14 protein-coding genes are annotated in these 14,993 nt (G+C 60.5%); 11 read left to right on the top strand and 3 right to left on the bottom strand.

What is annotated here, in order from left to right; all coding sequences use genetic code 11:
- Nucleotides 1–4: 4 nt before the first annotated feature.
- The 5 genes from cobN to cobJ are packed head-to-tail and all read left to right on the top strand — an operon-like array spanning nt 5 to nt 6,543.
- Complete coding sequence (gene cobN, locus J7382_RS15845; RefSeq protein WP_209069989.1) at nt 5–3,295, top strand: cobaltochelatase subunit CobN; 3,291 nt, start codon at nt 5–7, stop codon at nt 3,293–3,295.
- Nucleotides 3,292–4,425 (top strand): cobalamin biosynthesis protein CobG, encoded by a 1,134-nt coding sequence (locus J7382_RS15840; RefSeq protein WP_209069988.1) that lies wholly within the window; start codon nt 3,292–3,294, stop codon nt 4,423–4,425. Before cobN ends, J7382_RS15840 begins: the two co-directional genes overlap by 4 nt.
- Entirely contained in the window at nt 4,425–5,054 is a 630-nt protein-coding gene (locus J7382_RS15835) for a precorrin-8X methylmutase (protein ID WP_209069987.1), read from the top strand. Before J7382_RS15840 ends, J7382_RS15835 begins: the two co-directional genes overlap by 1 nt.
- Complete coding sequence (cobI, locus tag J7382_RS15830) at nt 5,051–5,782, top strand: precorrin-2 C(20)-methyltransferase (RefSeq protein ID WP_209069986.1); 732 nt, start codon at nt 5,051–5,053, stop codon at nt 5,780–5,782. The genes J7382_RS15835 and cobI overlap by 4 nt, the downstream gene beginning before the upstream one ends.
- Nucleotides 5,779–6,543 (top strand): precorrin-3B C(17)-methyltransferase, encoded by a 765-nt coding sequence (cobJ, locus tag J7382_RS15825; protein WP_209069985.1) that lies wholly within the window; start codon nt 5,779–5,781, stop codon nt 6,541–6,543. Before cobI ends, cobJ begins: the two co-directional genes overlap by 4 nt.
- A gap of 26 nt (nt 6,544–6,569) precedes the next feature.
- On the opposite strand, the gene J7382_RS15820 is transcribed toward cobJ, so the two are convergent.
- Nucleotides 6,570–7,304, bottom strand: coding sequence for a cobalt-precorrin-6A reductase (locus tag J7382_RS15820; RefSeq protein WP_209069984.1), 735 nt, complete (start codon nt 7,302–7,304; stop codon nt 6,570–6,572).
- Between J7382_RS15820 and cbiE the strand changes: the two genes are divergently transcribed.
- From cbiE to cobF, 6 genes are read left to right on the top strand one after another with little or no spacing between them, the layout of a single operon-like run.
- Nucleotides 7,303–8,499 (top strand): precorrin-6y C5,15-methyltransferase (decarboxylating) subunit CbiE, encoded by a 1,197-nt coding sequence (cbiE, locus tag J7382_RS15815; protein WP_209069983.1) that lies wholly within the window; start codon nt 7,303–7,305, stop codon nt 8,497–8,499. The genes J7382_RS15820 and cbiE overlap by 2 nt on opposite strands.
- Nucleotides 8,496–8,873 carry a cobalamin biosynthesis protein gene (locus J7382_RS15810; RefSeq protein ID WP_209069982.1) on the top strand — a complete coding sequence of 126 codons (378 nt, stop codon included), beginning with the start codon at nt 8,496–8,498 and terminating at the stop codon, nt 8,871–8,873. The genes cbiE and J7382_RS15810 overlap by 4 nt, the downstream gene beginning before the upstream one ends.
- Nucleotides 8,870–9,664: a precorrin-4 C(11)-methyltransferase gene (cobM, locus tag J7382_RS15805; protein ID WP_209069981.1), complete on the top strand. Its 795-nt coding sequence runs from the start codon at nt 8,870–8,872 to the stop codon at nt 9,662–9,664. The genes J7382_RS15810 and cobM overlap by 4 nt, the downstream gene beginning before the upstream one ends.
- Before the next feature lies 1 nt (nt 9,665).
- Nucleotides 9,666–10,982 (top strand): cobyrinate a,c-diamide synthase, encoded by a 1,317-nt coding sequence (locus J7382_RS15800; RefSeq protein WP_209069980.1) that lies wholly within the window; start codon nt 9,666–9,668, stop codon nt 10,980–10,982.
- Nucleotides 10,979–11,701, top strand: coding sequence for a uroporphyrinogen-III C-methyltransferase (cobA, locus tag J7382_RS15795; protein ID WP_209069979.1), 723 nt, complete (start codon nt 10,979–10,981; stop codon nt 11,699–11,701). Before J7382_RS15800 ends, cobA begins: the two co-directional genes overlap by 4 nt.
- Nucleotides 11,698–12,453, top strand: coding sequence for a precorrin-6A synthase (deacetylating) (gene cobF, locus J7382_RS15790; protein WP_209069978.1), 756 nt, complete (start codon nt 11,698–11,700; stop codon nt 12,451–12,453). Before cobA ends, cobF begins: the two co-directional genes overlap by 4 nt.
- Here cobF and J7382_RS15785 read toward each other — a convergent pair.
- Together J7382_RS15785 and J7382_RS15780 are read right to left on the bottom strand one after the other, a co-directional pair.
- Nucleotides 12,450–13,595, bottom strand: a complete 1,146-nt coding sequence (locus J7382_RS15785) for an iron-containing alcohol dehydrogenase (protein WP_209069977.1) — start codon at nt 13,593–13,595, stop codon at nt 12,450–12,452. The two genes, cobF and J7382_RS15785, sit on opposite strands and share 4 nt — an antisense overlap.
- The gene (locus J7382_RS15780) at nt 13,592–14,974 is read right to left on the bottom strand and encodes an aldehyde dehydrogenase family protein (protein WP_209069976.1); all 1,383 of its coding nucleotides are present in this window, start codon (nt 14,972–14,974) and stop codon (nt 13,592–13,594) included. The genes J7382_RS15785 and J7382_RS15780 overlap by 4 nt, the downstream gene beginning before the upstream one ends.
- Nucleotides 14,975–14,993 lie beyond the last annotated feature (19 nt).

Genomic DNA, 14,993 nt, shown 5'->3' with positions numbered 1-14,993 from the left:
CGCCATGCATGTAGTCTTTCGCGAAAGCCATGGCCTTGATGAGGCCGACACCCCGATGGATCTGGGTCAAACCCCGGCCGATCTTGTCGTGCTGTCTTTCTCAGACAGTGATCTGGGGGCTTTCGCGGCGGGCTGGCACCGCAGCAACGGGGATTTGCCCACGCTGCGGCTGGCCAATCTGACAGCTTTGAAACACCCTCTGTCTGTCGACACTTACGTGGAACAGACATTGTCAGGTGCCAAGGCCATTCTGATCCGCCTCATTGGCGGCATCTCTTATTGGCAATATGGCATTCAACAGGTGCGCGCGCTGGCACAGGAAAAAGGCATTGCGCTGGCCGTTTTGCCTGCTGATGGGCGCCCTGATGAACGTTTGGACGAGACCTCAACACTGCCCGTCTCCACCCTGCATCGGCTGACACATCTCTGTGACACGGGCGGCGCAATTGCCGCGCAGGCAGCGCTGGCACAGCTTGCGCTGGCGGCCGGTCTCTATGCCAAGCCGGTCATGGGCTCAAAGACGCTGCCCCCCCACGGCGGCTGGACACCAGAACAAGGGCTGACCGATCCGCTGCAAGCGCGGGATCCCAACAAGCCTCTGGTGGCCATTACATTCTATCGCGCTTATGTCAGCTCTGCCGATACGGCCCCGATTGAGGCGATGTTTGCAGAATTTCGCGCGCGCGGCTTTGATGTCATCGGGCTCTTTGCCCCGTCGCTCAAGGTGCCTGATAGCGCGAAATGGCTGGCGCAGACCCTACAAGATTTGCAGCCCGCTGCGATCGTCAACGCCACCTCCTTTTCCGGCAAGGGCGACAGCGGCACCTCGCCTCTGGATGCCACCGAGGCCCCGGTTTTTCAGGTGGCGCTTGCCACATCCCGCAAAAAAGCTTGGGCAGAGTCAGAACGCGGCCTCGCGCCCTCTGATCTGGCGATGCATGTTGTTTTGCCAGAAGTGGACGGCCGTCTCTTCGCAGGCGTCAGCTCCTTCAAAGAGCCGGGCAAAAAAGACCCGGCACTGGAATACTCCCGCTTTGCCCACCGCGCGCAGCCTGAACGCATCCGCGCCGTTGCCGACAAGGTGGAACGCTGGATTGCCCTTGGCGCAAAAGTCAATCCAAACAAACAGATTGCCTGCGTGCTGAGCACCTACCCTGGCAAAGACTGGAACATGGCCCACGCGGTAGGACTGGATCCATTGGCAAGCGTTGATGCCATCATCCAAGATCTGGACGAGGCCGGTTTTGACGTCTCACATGAGGCACAGCCAGCGCTGCAAGACGCCCTGCTGCACGACACCCTTTCATGGCCGCTCAAAGACTATGTTCGCGCACTGGAAAAACTTCCAGCCTCCCTGAAGGATAATCTGACCGCAGCATGGGGCGCACCAAGCGACGATCCTTCCTTGGTGGACGGGTCTTTCCATTTCAAAGCCGTGCGCCGTGGCAAGCTGCTGATTGCGCTGCAACCAGAGCGCGGCAGCGATCACCTGCGCGAAGATGAATACCACGATCTCTCCCGTGTGCCGCGCCACAGCTATGTCGCCTTTTATCTTTGGCTGCGCGAGACGATCGCCGCAGATGCTTTGATCCACGTCGGCGCGCATGGCACGTTGGAATGGCTGCCGGGCAAATCCGTTGCGCTTTCAGAAACCTGCTGGCCCGAAGCGCTGATCGGGGATCTGCCAGTGATCTACCCGTTTATCGTCAATGACCCCGGCGAAGCCGCGCAAGCCAAGCGCCGCATCAATGCGCTGACACTCGGCCATGTGCCACCGCCGCTCAAAACCAGCGCCACGCCGCAAAGATTTGCGCGGTTGGAAACCCTGCTGGATGAGTTCTCAAATGCGGATGGCCTGGATCCCAAACGCCGGGATCGTTTGCAAAGTGACATTCGCGACGAAGCCGACGCACTTGGCCTGCAGGCTGAGCTGGGACTGGATGAGGCCACCTGTCTGGCCGAGGCAATCACCCGCATTGATACGTTTGTCTGTGACATCAAAGAAAGTCAGTTCGGCGACGGCCTGCATGTCTATGGCCGCCCACCCCAAGAGGCGGGCAGCTTTGACGCCGCGCCATCCGCGAAAGCAGAACGCAGCGCGCTGTTGCGCGCGCTTAGTGGCAAACGGATCGAGGCTGGCCCCTCCGGCTCCCCTTATCGGGGCCGCAATGATGTTTTGCCCACTGGCCGCAACCTTTTCACAACCGACCCGCGCTCCGTGCCGTCGCGTTCCGCTTATGCGCAGGGCGTGAAGCTGGCCGAAGAGCTGGTGCGCCGCCATCTTCAGGAAGAAGGCGACTATCCCAAAAATCTGATCGTGGATCTATGGGGCAGCGCGACCATGCGCACCGCAGGCGAAGAATTCGCCATGGCGTTGCATCTTTTGGGCGCGAAACCTGTCTGGGACGAAGGCTCTGAGCGTGTGTCTGGCGTGGAAATTCTGCCCATCACCCTTCTTGATCGGCCCCGCATTGACGTCACCCTGCGGGTCTCTGGCCTGTTTCGCGACGTGTTCCCCACGCTCTCTACCCTGTTTGGTCAGGCAGTCAAAGCATTGGCCGAACGCGATGAAGCCGCCGATTGGAACCCTTTCGCAGGCCGTATCACGGCACCGCGCGTCTATGGCCCCGCGCCCGGCAGCTATGGGCTCGGCATGGGCAGCGAGATTGAAAACTACTCTGATGAGGGGCGCAAAGCTGCAGGTGAAGCTTGGCTCAACGCCTCCTCCTATGCGTTTGATGGCGACAAGATCACGAAAGACGCCGCTGGCATCCGTGATCGCGTCAGCGCCGCAGACAGCTTTGTGCACCTACAGGATCTGCCGGAAACAGATGTACTTGTCGCCTCTGACTACGCGGCTCACGAAGCTGGCTTTGCAGCCGCACAGAAAATCACAGGTGGGCAAGCCAATCTCTATCACGTGGACAACACCAATCCAGAAGCCCCGCGCGCGCGCAGCCTGACCGAAGAAATCGCCCGGGTGGTACATGCCCGCGCCAGCAACCCCGATTGGCTGGCCGGCATGATGCGTCATGGCTTCCGTGGCGGGGCGGAGATTGCGGCAACGCTGGATCACATGGGGGCTTTTGCCAATCTCGCAGGAGCCGTCCCCCCGCAGCTGTTTGACGCCTATCATGATGCCACACTAGGCAATGAAGACATCGTGGCCTTTCTGGAACGCGAAAATCCACAGGCCCTTGCCGCCATGCGAGACCGCTTTGCCGCACTACATGCCGCTGGCCTCTGGGTCACCCGCCGCAATTCCATTCTGGCGGATCTGGAACAGGCCTCATGAGTCGTCCAGAGGCAAAAGGCTGGTGCCCCGGTGCCTACAGACCGATGATGTCGGGCGATGGATTGGTCGTCCGCGTGCGCCCTGTCTTGGCCCGTTTGACCGCAGATCAAGTGACCGGCCTGTGTGACACCGCACTCTCCTTTGGTTCCGGACTGATTGACCTCACAAGCCGTGCAAACCTGCAAATTCGGGGCGTGACTGAGGCAAATCACACAGCTGTGCTTGAGCGCTTGGCAGCCTTGGATTTGCTTCCGGATGACCCACTTCTGGAAAGCCGTCGCAATATCTTGATACCCCCGCTTTGGACTGAAGGGGACAGCACCACACAGATCGCGCATGCGCTTATGCGTCGCTTGGCAGATTTGCCAGAACTGCCAGCCAAAATGGGTTATGCTATCGACATTGATGGCGCGCCGCAGTTCACAAAAAATTCCGCTGATTTCCGCTTTGAGCGCGACAGCAACGGTGCCCTTCTTCTGCGCGCAGATGGCGCGTCACGCGGCCGTGCGATCACGGCAGACAACGCGGTGGATGCGCTGATTGAAATGGCACATTGGTTTGTGGACACCGGCGGCATCAAAAGCCGCCGTATGGCGCCGCATGCGGCCCGCAATCCTCTGCCCGCAGATTGGCAAGCCGTGCTGCCCTCCGCCTCTGCACCTGCTTTAACACCCGGAGACACACCACTTGGTGCCGTCTTGGGAGCCGCTTTTGGTCAGATCGAAGCACGCGTTCTGAAACATGTCATGCAGGCCAGCAAAGCAACCGCCCTGCGGGTCACGCCATGGCGTCTGTTCTTGCTTGAGAGCGCAGAGGCCGTTGAGACCGACGCATTTATCACCCGTGCAAATGACCCGCTGCTGCATACCGATGCCTGCCCCGGCGCACCGCTTTGCACATCCTCCACTGTGGAAACCCGCGATCTCGCACGCGCGCTCGCTTCTGAAATCAAAGGCCCGCTGCATGTCTCCGGTTGCGCCAAAGGTTGTGCGCATCCACAAGCTTGCAGCACCACACTTGTGGGCCACGACGGCGTCTTTGATCTTGTCAAAAATGGCCGCGCATGGGATTCCCCAAAAAAATATGGCCTTGCGCCGCGCACCCTCATGAAAGCCCGAGGAGAGCTTTAGTGCCCTACGAATATGAAAAAAATGGTCAGGCCATTTATGATGAGAGCTTTGCAACCATCCGGCGCGAAGCGGAACTCTCTGAATTTGACAAAGACGAAGAACAAGTTGTCGTGCGCATGATCCACGCCGCAGGCATGGTGGGGCTTGAGAAGTTCGTGAAATTCACCCCCGGCATGGTCGCAGCCGCCCGCACGGCGATGGAAAATGGCGCGCCGATCTTTTGCGATGCCCGTATGGTGTCTGAAGGGGTCACCCGCCCCCGATTGCCAGCCGACAACGAGGTGATCTGCACCCTACATGCCGACGGGATCTACGATCTGGCCAAAGAAATGGGCAACACGCGCTCGGCGGCTGCGCTTGAACATTGGCGCGATCGTCTTGGCGGCGCGATCGTGGCCATCGGCAATGCCCCAACGGCGCTGTTCCACCTGCTCAACATGCTCGAAGATCCAGAGTGCCCGCGCCCAGCTGCCATCATCGGTTGTCCTGTGGGCTTTATCGGTGCCAAAGAAAGCAAAGACGCACTTTTTGCCGATCAACCCGTCCCCTGCATGATTGTTGAAGGCCGCCTTGGCGGCTCTGCCATGACCGTGGCCGCCATCAACGCCATTGCGAGCCGCAAAGAATGAGCGCGGTTGGCACAATCCATGGCGTCGGCCTTGGCCCCGGCGATCCGGATCTGATGAGCGTACGCGCGCATCGGTTGTTGACCGGAGCCAAACATGTAGCGTTTTTTCGCAAGGCTGGCCGCAAAGGTCAGGCACGCCAGATTGTGGAAGGGCTTTTGCCAGACACTGTGGTGGAATTTCCAATGGAATATCCCGTCACGACGGAAATCCCTCTGTCTGATCCACGCTATAATGAAATGCTCTCTGAGTTCTACGAAGAGGTCACGCAACACTTGATCACGCTCGCCCAGCGCGGCGATGACGTGGTTGTGCTCTGCGAAGGCGATCCGTTTTTCTACGGGTCGTTCATGCATATCTATGAGCGCGTACGCAACGTGGTGCCTGTGAAAGTGGTGCCTGCCATCACCGGCATGTCGGGCGCCTGGACAGCAACCGCCGCGCCCATCACTTGGGGGGATGATGTTCTGACCGTGCTGACGGGCACCCTGCCCGAAGACACGCTCACCGATTATATCGCCCGCACCGATGCGCTGGTGGTGATGAAAATCGGCACAAATTTTGAGAAAGTCATCTCCGCGCTCAAATCCGCAGGCCGTTATAACGATGCATGGATCGTGCAATACGCCACCATGCCAAATCAAAACGTCCTGAAACTTTCGGAAATGACCGAAGATGTGACCCCTTATTTTTCCATCATCGTTGTGCACGGACAGGGACGCCGCCCATGAGCACGGGATCAAAAGGCTGGGTGCAGATTGTGGGCATTGGCCCCGGTGACGATGCACTCGTGACACCACAGGTACAAGCCGCTCTGGCAGAAGCAACAGATGCTGTGGGCTATATTCCCTATGTGGAACGCGTGGCGCAAAATTCGAACCTCACTCTGCACCCATCGGACAACCGCGTGGAAATTGACAGGTCGCAACATGCGCTGGAAATGGCCAGCGAAGGCAAACGCGTGGTGGTTGTGTCTTCCGGCGACCCGGGGGTCTTTGCCATGGCCGCCGCTGTCTACGAAGCGGTGGAGCACGGTGCCCCTGAATGGCGCAATCTGGACATTCGCGTGCTGCCCGGCATCACAGCCATGCTCGCAGCATCCGCCGCCTGTGGCGCGCCTTTGGGTCATGACTTCTGTGCCATCAATCTCAGTGACAACCTCAAGCCCTGGGCCCTGATCGAAAAACGCCTGCGCCTTGCTGCTGAGGCAGATTTCGCCATGGCGTTTTACAATCCGCGCTCCAAATCCCGCCCTGAAGGGTTTGAAAAAGCCCTGACTGCACTCAAAGACGCCTGCGCCGATAATCGGCCCATGATTTTTGCCCGCAACGTGTCGCGCCCAGATCAAACGATCAAGATTGTCCCACTTCAAGAGACAACCCCGGATATGGCCGACATGCGCACCGTGGTGCTCTTGGGATCAAGCCAGACCCGGATCATTGAGCGGGATGGCGCGCCTTTTGTTTACACGCCACGCTCTGTTGAGAAATGACAGCGCAACGCTGGACCATGCCAATGTCACAGCCCCATGTGCTGCAAAACCGCTTCTGCCGAACTGATTTCAGGCCGAGGCGGCAGCGCGGGGCGGTCAATCATGACCACCGGCAATCCCAGCTCTCGCGCGGCGTGCAGCTTCGCTTCGGCACCGATACCGCCCGCGTTTTTGCATACCACCACGTCGATCGCGTGGCTCTGCATGAGCGCGCGGTCTCCGGCCAGATCAAACGGCCCACGGGCCACCACCACGGTGTGATGCGGCAAAGGCGGTGCCACATCCGGCGTATCCACAAGGCGCAACACATAGTGATGCTGCGGCTGTGCCACAAAGGCGGGCAGGTTCAGCTTGCCAAGCGCAAGAAGGACACGTTTGGGCACGCCCTGCAGCGCGGCCAAAGCCCCCTGAATATCCTCCACATGCTGCCAACGGTCGCCCTCCACCGCCTCCCACGCTGGCCGGGTCAGCGCACAGAGCACCACCCCCGCTTGCTCACAGGCCTCGTAAGCATTCCAGCTCATCTGCGCTGCAAAAGGATGCGTGGCGTCCACCACATGGGTGATGCTATGCTCGCGCAGATACTGCACAAGCCCAGCCACACCGCCAAAACCGCCGACCCGCGTTGGCAAGGGCTGCGCCTTGGGGCTGGCCACACGCCCCGCATAAGAATACACCGCATCTACGCCCCGTTCGGCCAAAAGGCGGGCCAGCTGGCTGGCCTCGGTTGTGCCACCGAGAAGAAGGAGTTTGGCTGTCATGTCTGATAATCCGTGGCTAACCATTGTCGGGCTCGGCGAAGATGGCCCAGATGGGCTGGCACCTGCAAGTCTCAAAGCTCTGTCTGAGGCAGAAGTGGTGATGGGGGCGGCGCGCCATCTGTCGCTGTTGCCGGATCTGAGGTGTGAGACCATTGTCTGGCCGGTGCCTTTTGCCGATGGTGTACCGATCCTCATGCAGCAACGCGGGCGCAAAACTGTGGTTCTGGCCTCCGGCGATCCCTTCTGGCACGGCGCAGGCGGCAGTCTGACCAAACACTTGAGTGCAGGTGAATGGCGCAGCCTGCCGGCGCCCTCAACCATGGCACTGGCCGCCGCGATCTTGGGCTGGCCTCTGGAGCAGACCCTTACGATGGGCTTACATGCCGCGCCTTTCGCGCGGCTGCGCCCCCATCTTGCCACCGGGGAGCGCGCCATTGTCACACTGCGCGACGGGGCCGCGGTTGCCGATTTTGCCGCTTGGCTAAGCGACATTGGCTTTGGCGCCAGCGATCTCACTGTGTTGGAAGCCTTGGGCGGTCCGCGTGCACGCATTCGACACACTACAGCCAATGCCATGACTTTGACAGAGATCACACATCCCGTGTCAGTCGCGCTTGACGCCAAAGGCACCGACGCGCTGCCGCAGGCTTCCGGACGCCCAGACCAATTCTTTGACAACGACGGTCAGATCACCAAACGCCCGATCCGCGCATTGACGCTCTCTGCTCTGGCCCCCTTGCCCGGGGAGCACCTCTGGGACATCGGTGGTGGCTCAGGCTCCATCGCCATTGAGTGGCTGCTCGCCCATCCGCGCACAGAGGCCACCAGCGTCGAAATCAACCCGGAGCGCGCCGCACGCATCCGCGCAAATGCCGCAAATCTTGGTGTGGACCGCCTCACCGTGGTCACCGGTGGTGCCCCCGAAGCCCTCGAAGGGCTTGCGCAGCCCGATGCTGTTTTCATCGGTGGCGGCGTCAGTGAAGAGATGCTGCAAACGGTTTGGCAAAAAATGCCCCAAGGTGCCCGCCTTGTGGCCAATGCAGTGACTTTGGAGGCCGAAGTCTTACTGGCCAATTGGCACAGCGCACATGGCGGCGAGCTCTTGCGTATTGAGCTCGCCCATGCCACTCCTCTGGGCCGCAAACGGGGCTGGAAGTCCAGCTATCCCATTGTGCAATGGAGCGTGATCAAATGAATGTCGCCGGTTTTGGCTTTCGGCAATCAGCCACTCTGGACAGTCTGCGCAGCGCGCTGGCGGCTTGTGCGGTGAGCCATGACGTCCCAGCGTTGGCCGCCCTTGCTACACCGCAGGACAAAGCAGAGACGGAGCTTTTCAAACGCTTCGCCGCAGAGCTTGCCCTGCCTGTGATCGCCCTCGCTCCTGACGCGCTACAGGCGATGGAAACGCCCACACAATCCGCCACCGTGCAAACCCTGCGCGGCACCGGCTCTGTTGCCGAGGCTAGCGCATTGGCGGCCATTGGCATCAATGCCAAACTTACCCACAAGCGCGTGGTTTCCCAGGACCGCCGCGCCACCTGTGCCATCGCACAAGGAGACAGCCTATGACCGTTCATTTCATTGGCGCAGGCCCCGGTGCTGCCGATCTGCTCACGCTGCGTGGGCGCGACCTGATCGCCGCCTGCCCTGTATGCCTATACGCGGGCTCTCTGGTGCCCGATGCCATCCTGTCGCACTGCCCGCCTGAGGCGCGCGTGATCAACACCGCCCCGCTGGATCTGGACGCCATTGTGGCCGAATGCAAAGCGGCCCATGAAAAGGGGCAGGATGTGGCGCGTCTGCACTCTGGTGATCTTTCAGTCTGGTCCGCCATGGGCGAACAGATCCGCCGCCTGCGCGCTGAGGGCATTCCCGTCTCCGTGACACCGGGCGTACCAAGCTTCGCCGCGGCCGCGGCAGCCTTGCAAACGGAACTCACCCTGCCCGGCCTTGCGCAATCCGTGGTGCTGACCCGCACCCCGGGACGCGCCTCCTCCATGCCAGAAGGCGAAACGCTCAAGAACTTCGCGACCACCGGCGCGACCCTTGCAATCCACCTCTCCATAGGCAATCTGGATCAGGTGATCGCCGATCTCACCCCAGCCTATGGCGCAGGCTGCCCGGTAGCTGTGGTCTACCGCGCCAGCTGGCCAGACCAGCAGATCATCCACACCACACTCGCTACCCTGAAGGCCGATGTGACCGAAAACATCACCCGCACGGCGTTGATCCTTGTCGGCCCCGCCCTCGCAGGCGAAGGCTTTGACGAAAGCTGCCTCTACGCCACCGAATATGACCGCCGTTATCGCCCGCAGACCGCAGACAGCCCGTGGTCGAGCTGGCAGCATGGAGACGACTGACATGACCACCACCATGCCCCCCGGCATCCTGATTTCCGCACCCTCCTCCGGCACCGGCAAAACCACTGTGATGCTGGGCCTGCTGCGCGCGCTGGCCGAAGATGGCCTCAATGTGCAGCCCTTCAAATCCGGCCCGGATTACATTGACCCGGCCTTCCATCACGCCGCCGCCCGCCGTCCAGCCTTCAATCTGGACACATGGGCCATGCCGCCCGCCCTTGCTGGCGGCATCTCAGAACAGGCGCAAGGCGCAGACATCATCGTCGCCGAAGGCTCCATGGGGCTGTTTGACGGCGTGGCCACACGCGGCGAAAACGGCTTTGGCAGCTCTGCGGAAACCGCGCTGATGATGGGCTGGCCGGTTGTTTTAGTGATCGACGTGGGCGGTCAGGCGCAATCCGCGGCCGCCACCGCGCTTGGCTTCCAAACCTACAACCCGGATCTGCCCTTTGCCGGGGTGATCCTCAACCGCTGCGCCTCCCCGCGTCATGAGCGCCTTGCGCGGCTGGGCATGGATCAGGCGGGCATCAATGTGCTGGGCGTGCTGCCCCGTCGTGGAGACCTCGCCCTGCCAGAGCGCCACCTCGGCCTCATTCAGGCAATTGAACATCCCGATCTGGAAGAGGCCATCACCGGCTATGCCGCCTTCCTGCGCGAGCATGTGGACCTCGCCGCCATCAAAGCGGCCGCCAAGGCAGGCCCCGCGCGCACAGGACAGCTGCCCAAGCCGCCAGCCCAGCGCATTGCCTTGGCACGGGACGCGGCCTTCAGCTTCACCTATCCGCACCTGCTGACCGGCTGGCGCAACGCGGGTGCAGAGATCCTGCCCTTCTCGCCCCTCGCCGATGAAGCCCCTGATGCCACCGCCGATCTGGTCTGGCTCCCGGGCGGCTATCCCGAGCTGCACGCAGGCACGCTTGCCGCCAACAAAACCTACCTTGCGGGCCTGCGCAAACACGCTGAAACCAAACCGGTGCACGGCGAATGCGGCGGCTACATGGCTCTGGGTCAGGCCCTGATTGACAAAGAGGGCAACCGCCACGAAATGGCGGGCCTTCTTGGGCTTGTGACCTCTTATGAGAAACGCAAGTTTCACCTCGGCTACCGCCAAGCGACTTTACAGGCCCCGATGCTGGGCTTTGACACCGGCGCGCGCCTGCGTGGCCATGAATTCCACTATTCCACCATTCTGGAAGAACCGGATGCCCCCCTCGCCCAAGTTGGCGATGCAGACGGCAACCCCGTGCCGGAAACCGGCTCGATCAAGGGCAACACCACCGGCACCTTCTTCCACCTGATTGCAGAGGCCTCCGCATGACCGGCTTTGTCAGTTTCGTAAGCTCCGGTCCCGGAGACCCCGAGTTGCTCACCCTGAAGGCGGTGGACCGCCTGCAAAAGGCCGGGGCCGTGCTGTTTGATGACCTCTCCGCAGGCCCCATTCTGGAGCACGCCAACAAAGAGGCGGATCTTGTTGGCGTCGGCAAACGCGCAGGCCGCCCCTCGCCCAAGCAACACCACGTCAGCCAGCTTTTGGTGGATTACGCCCAATCCGGCGCCCATGTGGTGCGCCTCAAATCCGGCGACAGCGGTATTTTTGGCCGCCTGGAAGAAGAGATGACCGCGCTCAAAGAGGCGGGCATTGATTTTGAAATTATCCCCGGCGTGACCTCGGCCAGCGCCGCCGCCGCCGCGGCTGGCATCCCGCTGACCCGCCGCCTTGTGGCCCGCCGCGTGCAATTTGTCACCGGCCACGATGTTGCAGGCGCCCTACCCGGCGATCTGAACCTTCAGGCGCTCGCAGACCCCGGTGCCACCACGGTGCTCTTTATGCCCAAACGCACCTTCCCGGAACTGGCCGAAAAGCTCTTTGCCACAGGCCTGCGCCGCGACTGCCCTGCGCTCTTGGCTGAAAGCGTGTCCCACCCGGAACAGACACTCACCCGCACCACGATGGAAGAGCTCGCCAAACAACTGGCCGCAGAGATTTCCTCAGCACCCGGCATCATCCTCTTTGGCGAACTGGCAGACCCCAAATGACCACGTTGTCTCTTGTTGGCATCGGCTCCGGCAATCCCGATCACCTCACCCGTCAGGCGCTCAAAACGCTGGAGGCCGCAGATGTCATCCTGCTGCCCCGCAAGGGCGACGAGAAAACCGAACTCGCCGATCTGCGCCGCATGATCGCTGCAGAGCTTCTGACCACCGCGCCTAAGATTGTCGAATTTGACTACCCGCTGCGCGACGCAGACACGCCCAAATATCTTGACGGGGTGAACACCTGGCATGATGCGCTGGCCGCAATCTGGCAGGATCTCATCACCACCCATGTACCGCAGGGGGGCCATGTGGCGCTGATGGTCTGGGGCGATCCCTCGCTTTATGACAGCACCCTGCGCATTGCAGATCGCCTGATTGCGCGCGGTATCCCGCTGACTGTGAATGTGGTGCCCGGCATCACCTCGCTGCAGATGCTCACCGCCGCACACGCCATTCCTCTCAACACTTTGGGCGATCCGGTTCAGATCACCACGGGGCGCAAGCTGCGCGAAGACGGCTGGCCCGAAGGGATTTCGACCGTGGCTGTGATGCTTGATGGCAACTGCTCTTTCCAGCATCTCGTTCCTGAAGATCTGCACATCTGGTGGGGCGGCTATGTGGGGATGGATCAGCAAATCCTGATCGAAGGCCCGCTGGCAGAAACCTCCGCCAAAATCATCAAGGCCCGCGCAGATGCACGGGCCTCGATTGGTTGGATTATGGATATCTATCTGCTGCGCAGATCCGCTTAGATCGTCGCCTCAAACAGCGCTGTGAGGTTCGCCTCAGTGAGTTCCACCGGGTTGCCACCGCAGCTCGGATCAATCAGCGCGCCTTTGACCAGCTCAGGGATGGCATCTGCTTTCACGCCAAGGTCAGACAGCTTGCGCGGAATGGCAAAGCTGTCGTTGAACCCCTGCACAAAGGCGCGGAAGCCCTCAAAGCCACCTTCAATACCCAAGTACCCCGCCGCCAGATCAAAGCGAGCGGCAATCTCTGACGCATTCAGTTCAAGCACCGCCGGCATGCAGACCGCATTGGTGGTGCCGTGGTGGGTGTTGAACATCGCGCCCACCGGATGGCTCATGGCATGGATGGCTCCAAGACCTTTCTGGAAGGCCGTCGCCCCCATCATGGCCGCGCTCATCATATGTGCACGCGCTTCGAGATCTTTGCCATCGGCATAGGCGCGCGGCAGGTTCTCAATCACCAGCTTCATACCTTCCAGCGCAATGCCCTGGCTCATCGGATGATAATGCGGGCTGGAATAAGCCTCCACGCAATGAGCAAAGGCATCAAGCCCGGTACCCGCCGTGATGAACTGTGGCATGCCAACGGTCAGCTCAGGATCACAGATCACAATGGCTGGCAGCACTTTGGGGTGGAAGATGATCTTCTTCTCATGGGTAAGTGAATTGGTGATCACACTGGCACGGCCCACTTCTGAGCCGGTCCCAGCGGTGGTCGGCACCGCGATGATCGGCGCAATCCCATCAGGGTCGGCACGTGTCCACCAGTCGCCAATGTCCTCAAAATCCCAAACGGGACGAGTCTGACCAGACATGAAGGCCACCATCTTGCCCAGATCGAGCCCGGAGCCGCCACCAAAGGCGATCACCCCGTCGTGCCCACCGGCGCGATAGATCTCAAGACCCGCCTCAAGGTTTTTCTCATTGGGATTGGGATCCACCTCAGAGAACAGGCCGCGGCCCAAACCGGCCGCTTCCATCAAATCCAGCGCCTCTGTGGTGATCGGCAGGCTCGCAAGCCCCTTGTCTGTCACCAAAAGCGGTTTTGTCATACCGGAGGCCGCGCAGGCCTCCGCCAGTTCTTTAATCCGGCCTGCGCCAAACTTGATTGCGGTCGGATAAGACCAGTTTCCAACAAGTGTCATGCTGTCACCTTCTTCAGATGGTAGGATTTAGGCCGCGTGAGGTTGTGGAACCCAATGACCGAAAGGCCGCCACCACGTCCTGTATTCTTGCACCCGGTCCAGCACAGGCCCGGGTCCAGATAATCCGCACGGTTCATGAAGACCGTGCCGGTCTCGATTTGATCCCCAACGCGCGCAGCCCGCGCCACATCCGTGGTCCAGAGGCTCGCCGTCAGGCCAAATTCACTGTCATTCATCAGCGCAATGGCTTCCTCATCAGAAGAGACCTTCATGATGCCCACAACAGGGCCAAAGCTCTCATCACGCATCACACGCATCTCATGGGTGACATCCGTCAGAATCTGCGGTGTCAGGTACGCGCCGCCATCATCTTCCGCAAAAGTCTCGATATGCGCCGTTGCACCCGCTTCAAGCGCCTCTGCGATCTGCGCGCGCACCTCATTGGCAAAACGCACATTGGCCATAGGTCCGATAGTTGTGGCCTCTTCCATCGGATTGCCCAGCTTATAGCCTTTCACAACCTCCACAGCCTTAGCAACAAAGGCATCATAAAGGCTCTCATGCACATAGATGCGCTCAATCCCACAGCAGCATTGACCAGAGTTAAACATCGCCCCGTCAATCAGCGTGTCCACCGCCGCATCCAGATCCGCATCTTCCATCACATAGCCCGGATCTTTGCCGCCAAGCTCGGTGCCCACGCCGGTAAACGTGCCAGCTGCGGCACGTTCCATCGCCTGACCACCGCCCACAGACCCCGTGAAATTGACAAAGTCAAAAGCATTGCCCGCAATCAGATCATTGGTCACATCATGGCTCAGGAACACATTCTGGAACACATCTTCCGGTACGCCTGCGCTGTGGAAGGCCTGGGCCATGCGCTCGCCCACCAACAGGGTCTGCGTCGCGTGTTTCAGCATAACAGTATTGCCCGCAATCAGCGCAGGCGCCACCGTATTGATCGCCGTCATGTAGGGATAGTTCCAAGGTGCGACCACAAACACCACACCATGTGGGATCCGTTTGATATAGCGTTTGAATGTGGCGTCTTCGCCCACCTCAATGTCGGCAAGGCTCTCGGCTGCAATGCCCGCCATATGGCTTGCCCGCTCATTAAAACCGCCAAATTCGCCACCATAGCGCACGGGCCGTCCCATCATCTGGGCAATCTCTGGCACGATCTCATCATTCATCGCACCCACAGCGGCCACACCGGCCATCACCAGATCAATACGCTCCTGCAAGGGGCGCGCGGCCCAGGCTTTCTGCGCCACTTTTGCACGCGCAGCTGCCTCAAAGGCCGCCTCTGCGCTCAACACAGGTCGTTCTGCAAAAACCGATCCATCAATCGGTGAAATACATGTCAACATGCCAGCCATGGCACACCTCCAGTTCCAA

The sequence above is a fragment of the Shimia sp. R11_0 genome (genome assembly GCF_017744035.1).
GTDB lineage: Bacteria > Pseudomonadota > Alphaproteobacteria > Rhodobacterales > Rhodobacteraceae > Shimia > Shimia marina.
The sequence above is the reverse complement of the archived record's forward strand: the minus strand, read 5'-3'. Positions and strand labels throughout refer to the sequence as shown.

What these genes read in the sequence shown, in the direction of transcription:
- cobF (WP_209069978.1), top strand. Translation starts at nt 11,698, where the DNA reads ATGACCACGTTGTCTCTTGTTGGCATCGGCTCCGGCAATCCCGATCAC.
- J7382_RS15840 (WP_209069988.1), top strand. Translation starts at nt 3,292, where the DNA reads ATGAGTCGTCCAGAGGCAAAAGGCTGGTGCCCCGGTGCCTACAGACCG.
- J7382_RS15780 (WP_209069976.1), bottom strand. Translation starts at nt 14,974, where the DNA reads ATGGCTGGCATGTTGACATGTATTTCACCGATTGATGGATCGGTTTTT.
- J7382_RS15800 (WP_209069980.1), top strand. Translation starts at nt 9,666, where the DNA reads ATGACCACCACCATGCCCCCCGGCATCCTGATTTCCGCACCCTCCTCC.
- cobM (WP_209069981.1), top strand. Translation starts at nt 8,870, where the DNA reads ATGACCGTTCATTTCATTGGCGCAGGCCCCGGTGCTGCCGATCTGCTC.
- J7382_RS15810 (WP_209069982.1), top strand. Translation starts at nt 8,496, where the DNA reads ATGAATGTCGCCGGTTTTGGCTTTCGGCAATCAGCCACTCTGGACAGT.
- cobI (WP_209069986.1), top strand. Translation starts at nt 5,051, where the DNA reads ATGAGCGCGGTTGGCACAATCCATGGCGTCGGCCTTGGCCCCGGCGAT.
- cbiE (WP_209069983.1), top strand. Translation starts at nt 7,303, where the DNA reads ATGTCTGATAATCCGTGGCTAACCATTGTCGGGCTCGGCGAAGATGGC.
- cobJ (WP_209069985.1), top strand. Translation starts at nt 5,779, where the DNA reads ATGAGCACGGGATCAAAAGGCTGGGTGCAGATTGTGGGCATTGGCCCC.
- cobA (WP_209069979.1), top strand. Translation starts at nt 10,979, where the DNA reads ATGACCGGCTTTGTCAGTTTCGTAAGCTCCGGTCCCGGAGACCCCGAG.
- cobN (WP_209069989.1), top strand. Translation starts at nt 5, where the DNA reads ATGCATGTAGTCTTTCGCGAAAGCCATGGCCTTGATGAGGCCGACACC.
- J7382_RS15785 (WP_209069977.1), bottom strand. Translation starts at nt 13,595, where the DNA reads ATGACACTTGTTGGAAACTGGTCTTATCCGACCGCAATCAAGTTTGGC.
- J7382_RS15820 (WP_209069984.1), bottom strand. Translation starts at nt 7,304, where the DNA reads ATGACAGCCAAACTCCTTCTTCTCGGTGGCACAACCGAGGCCAGCCAG.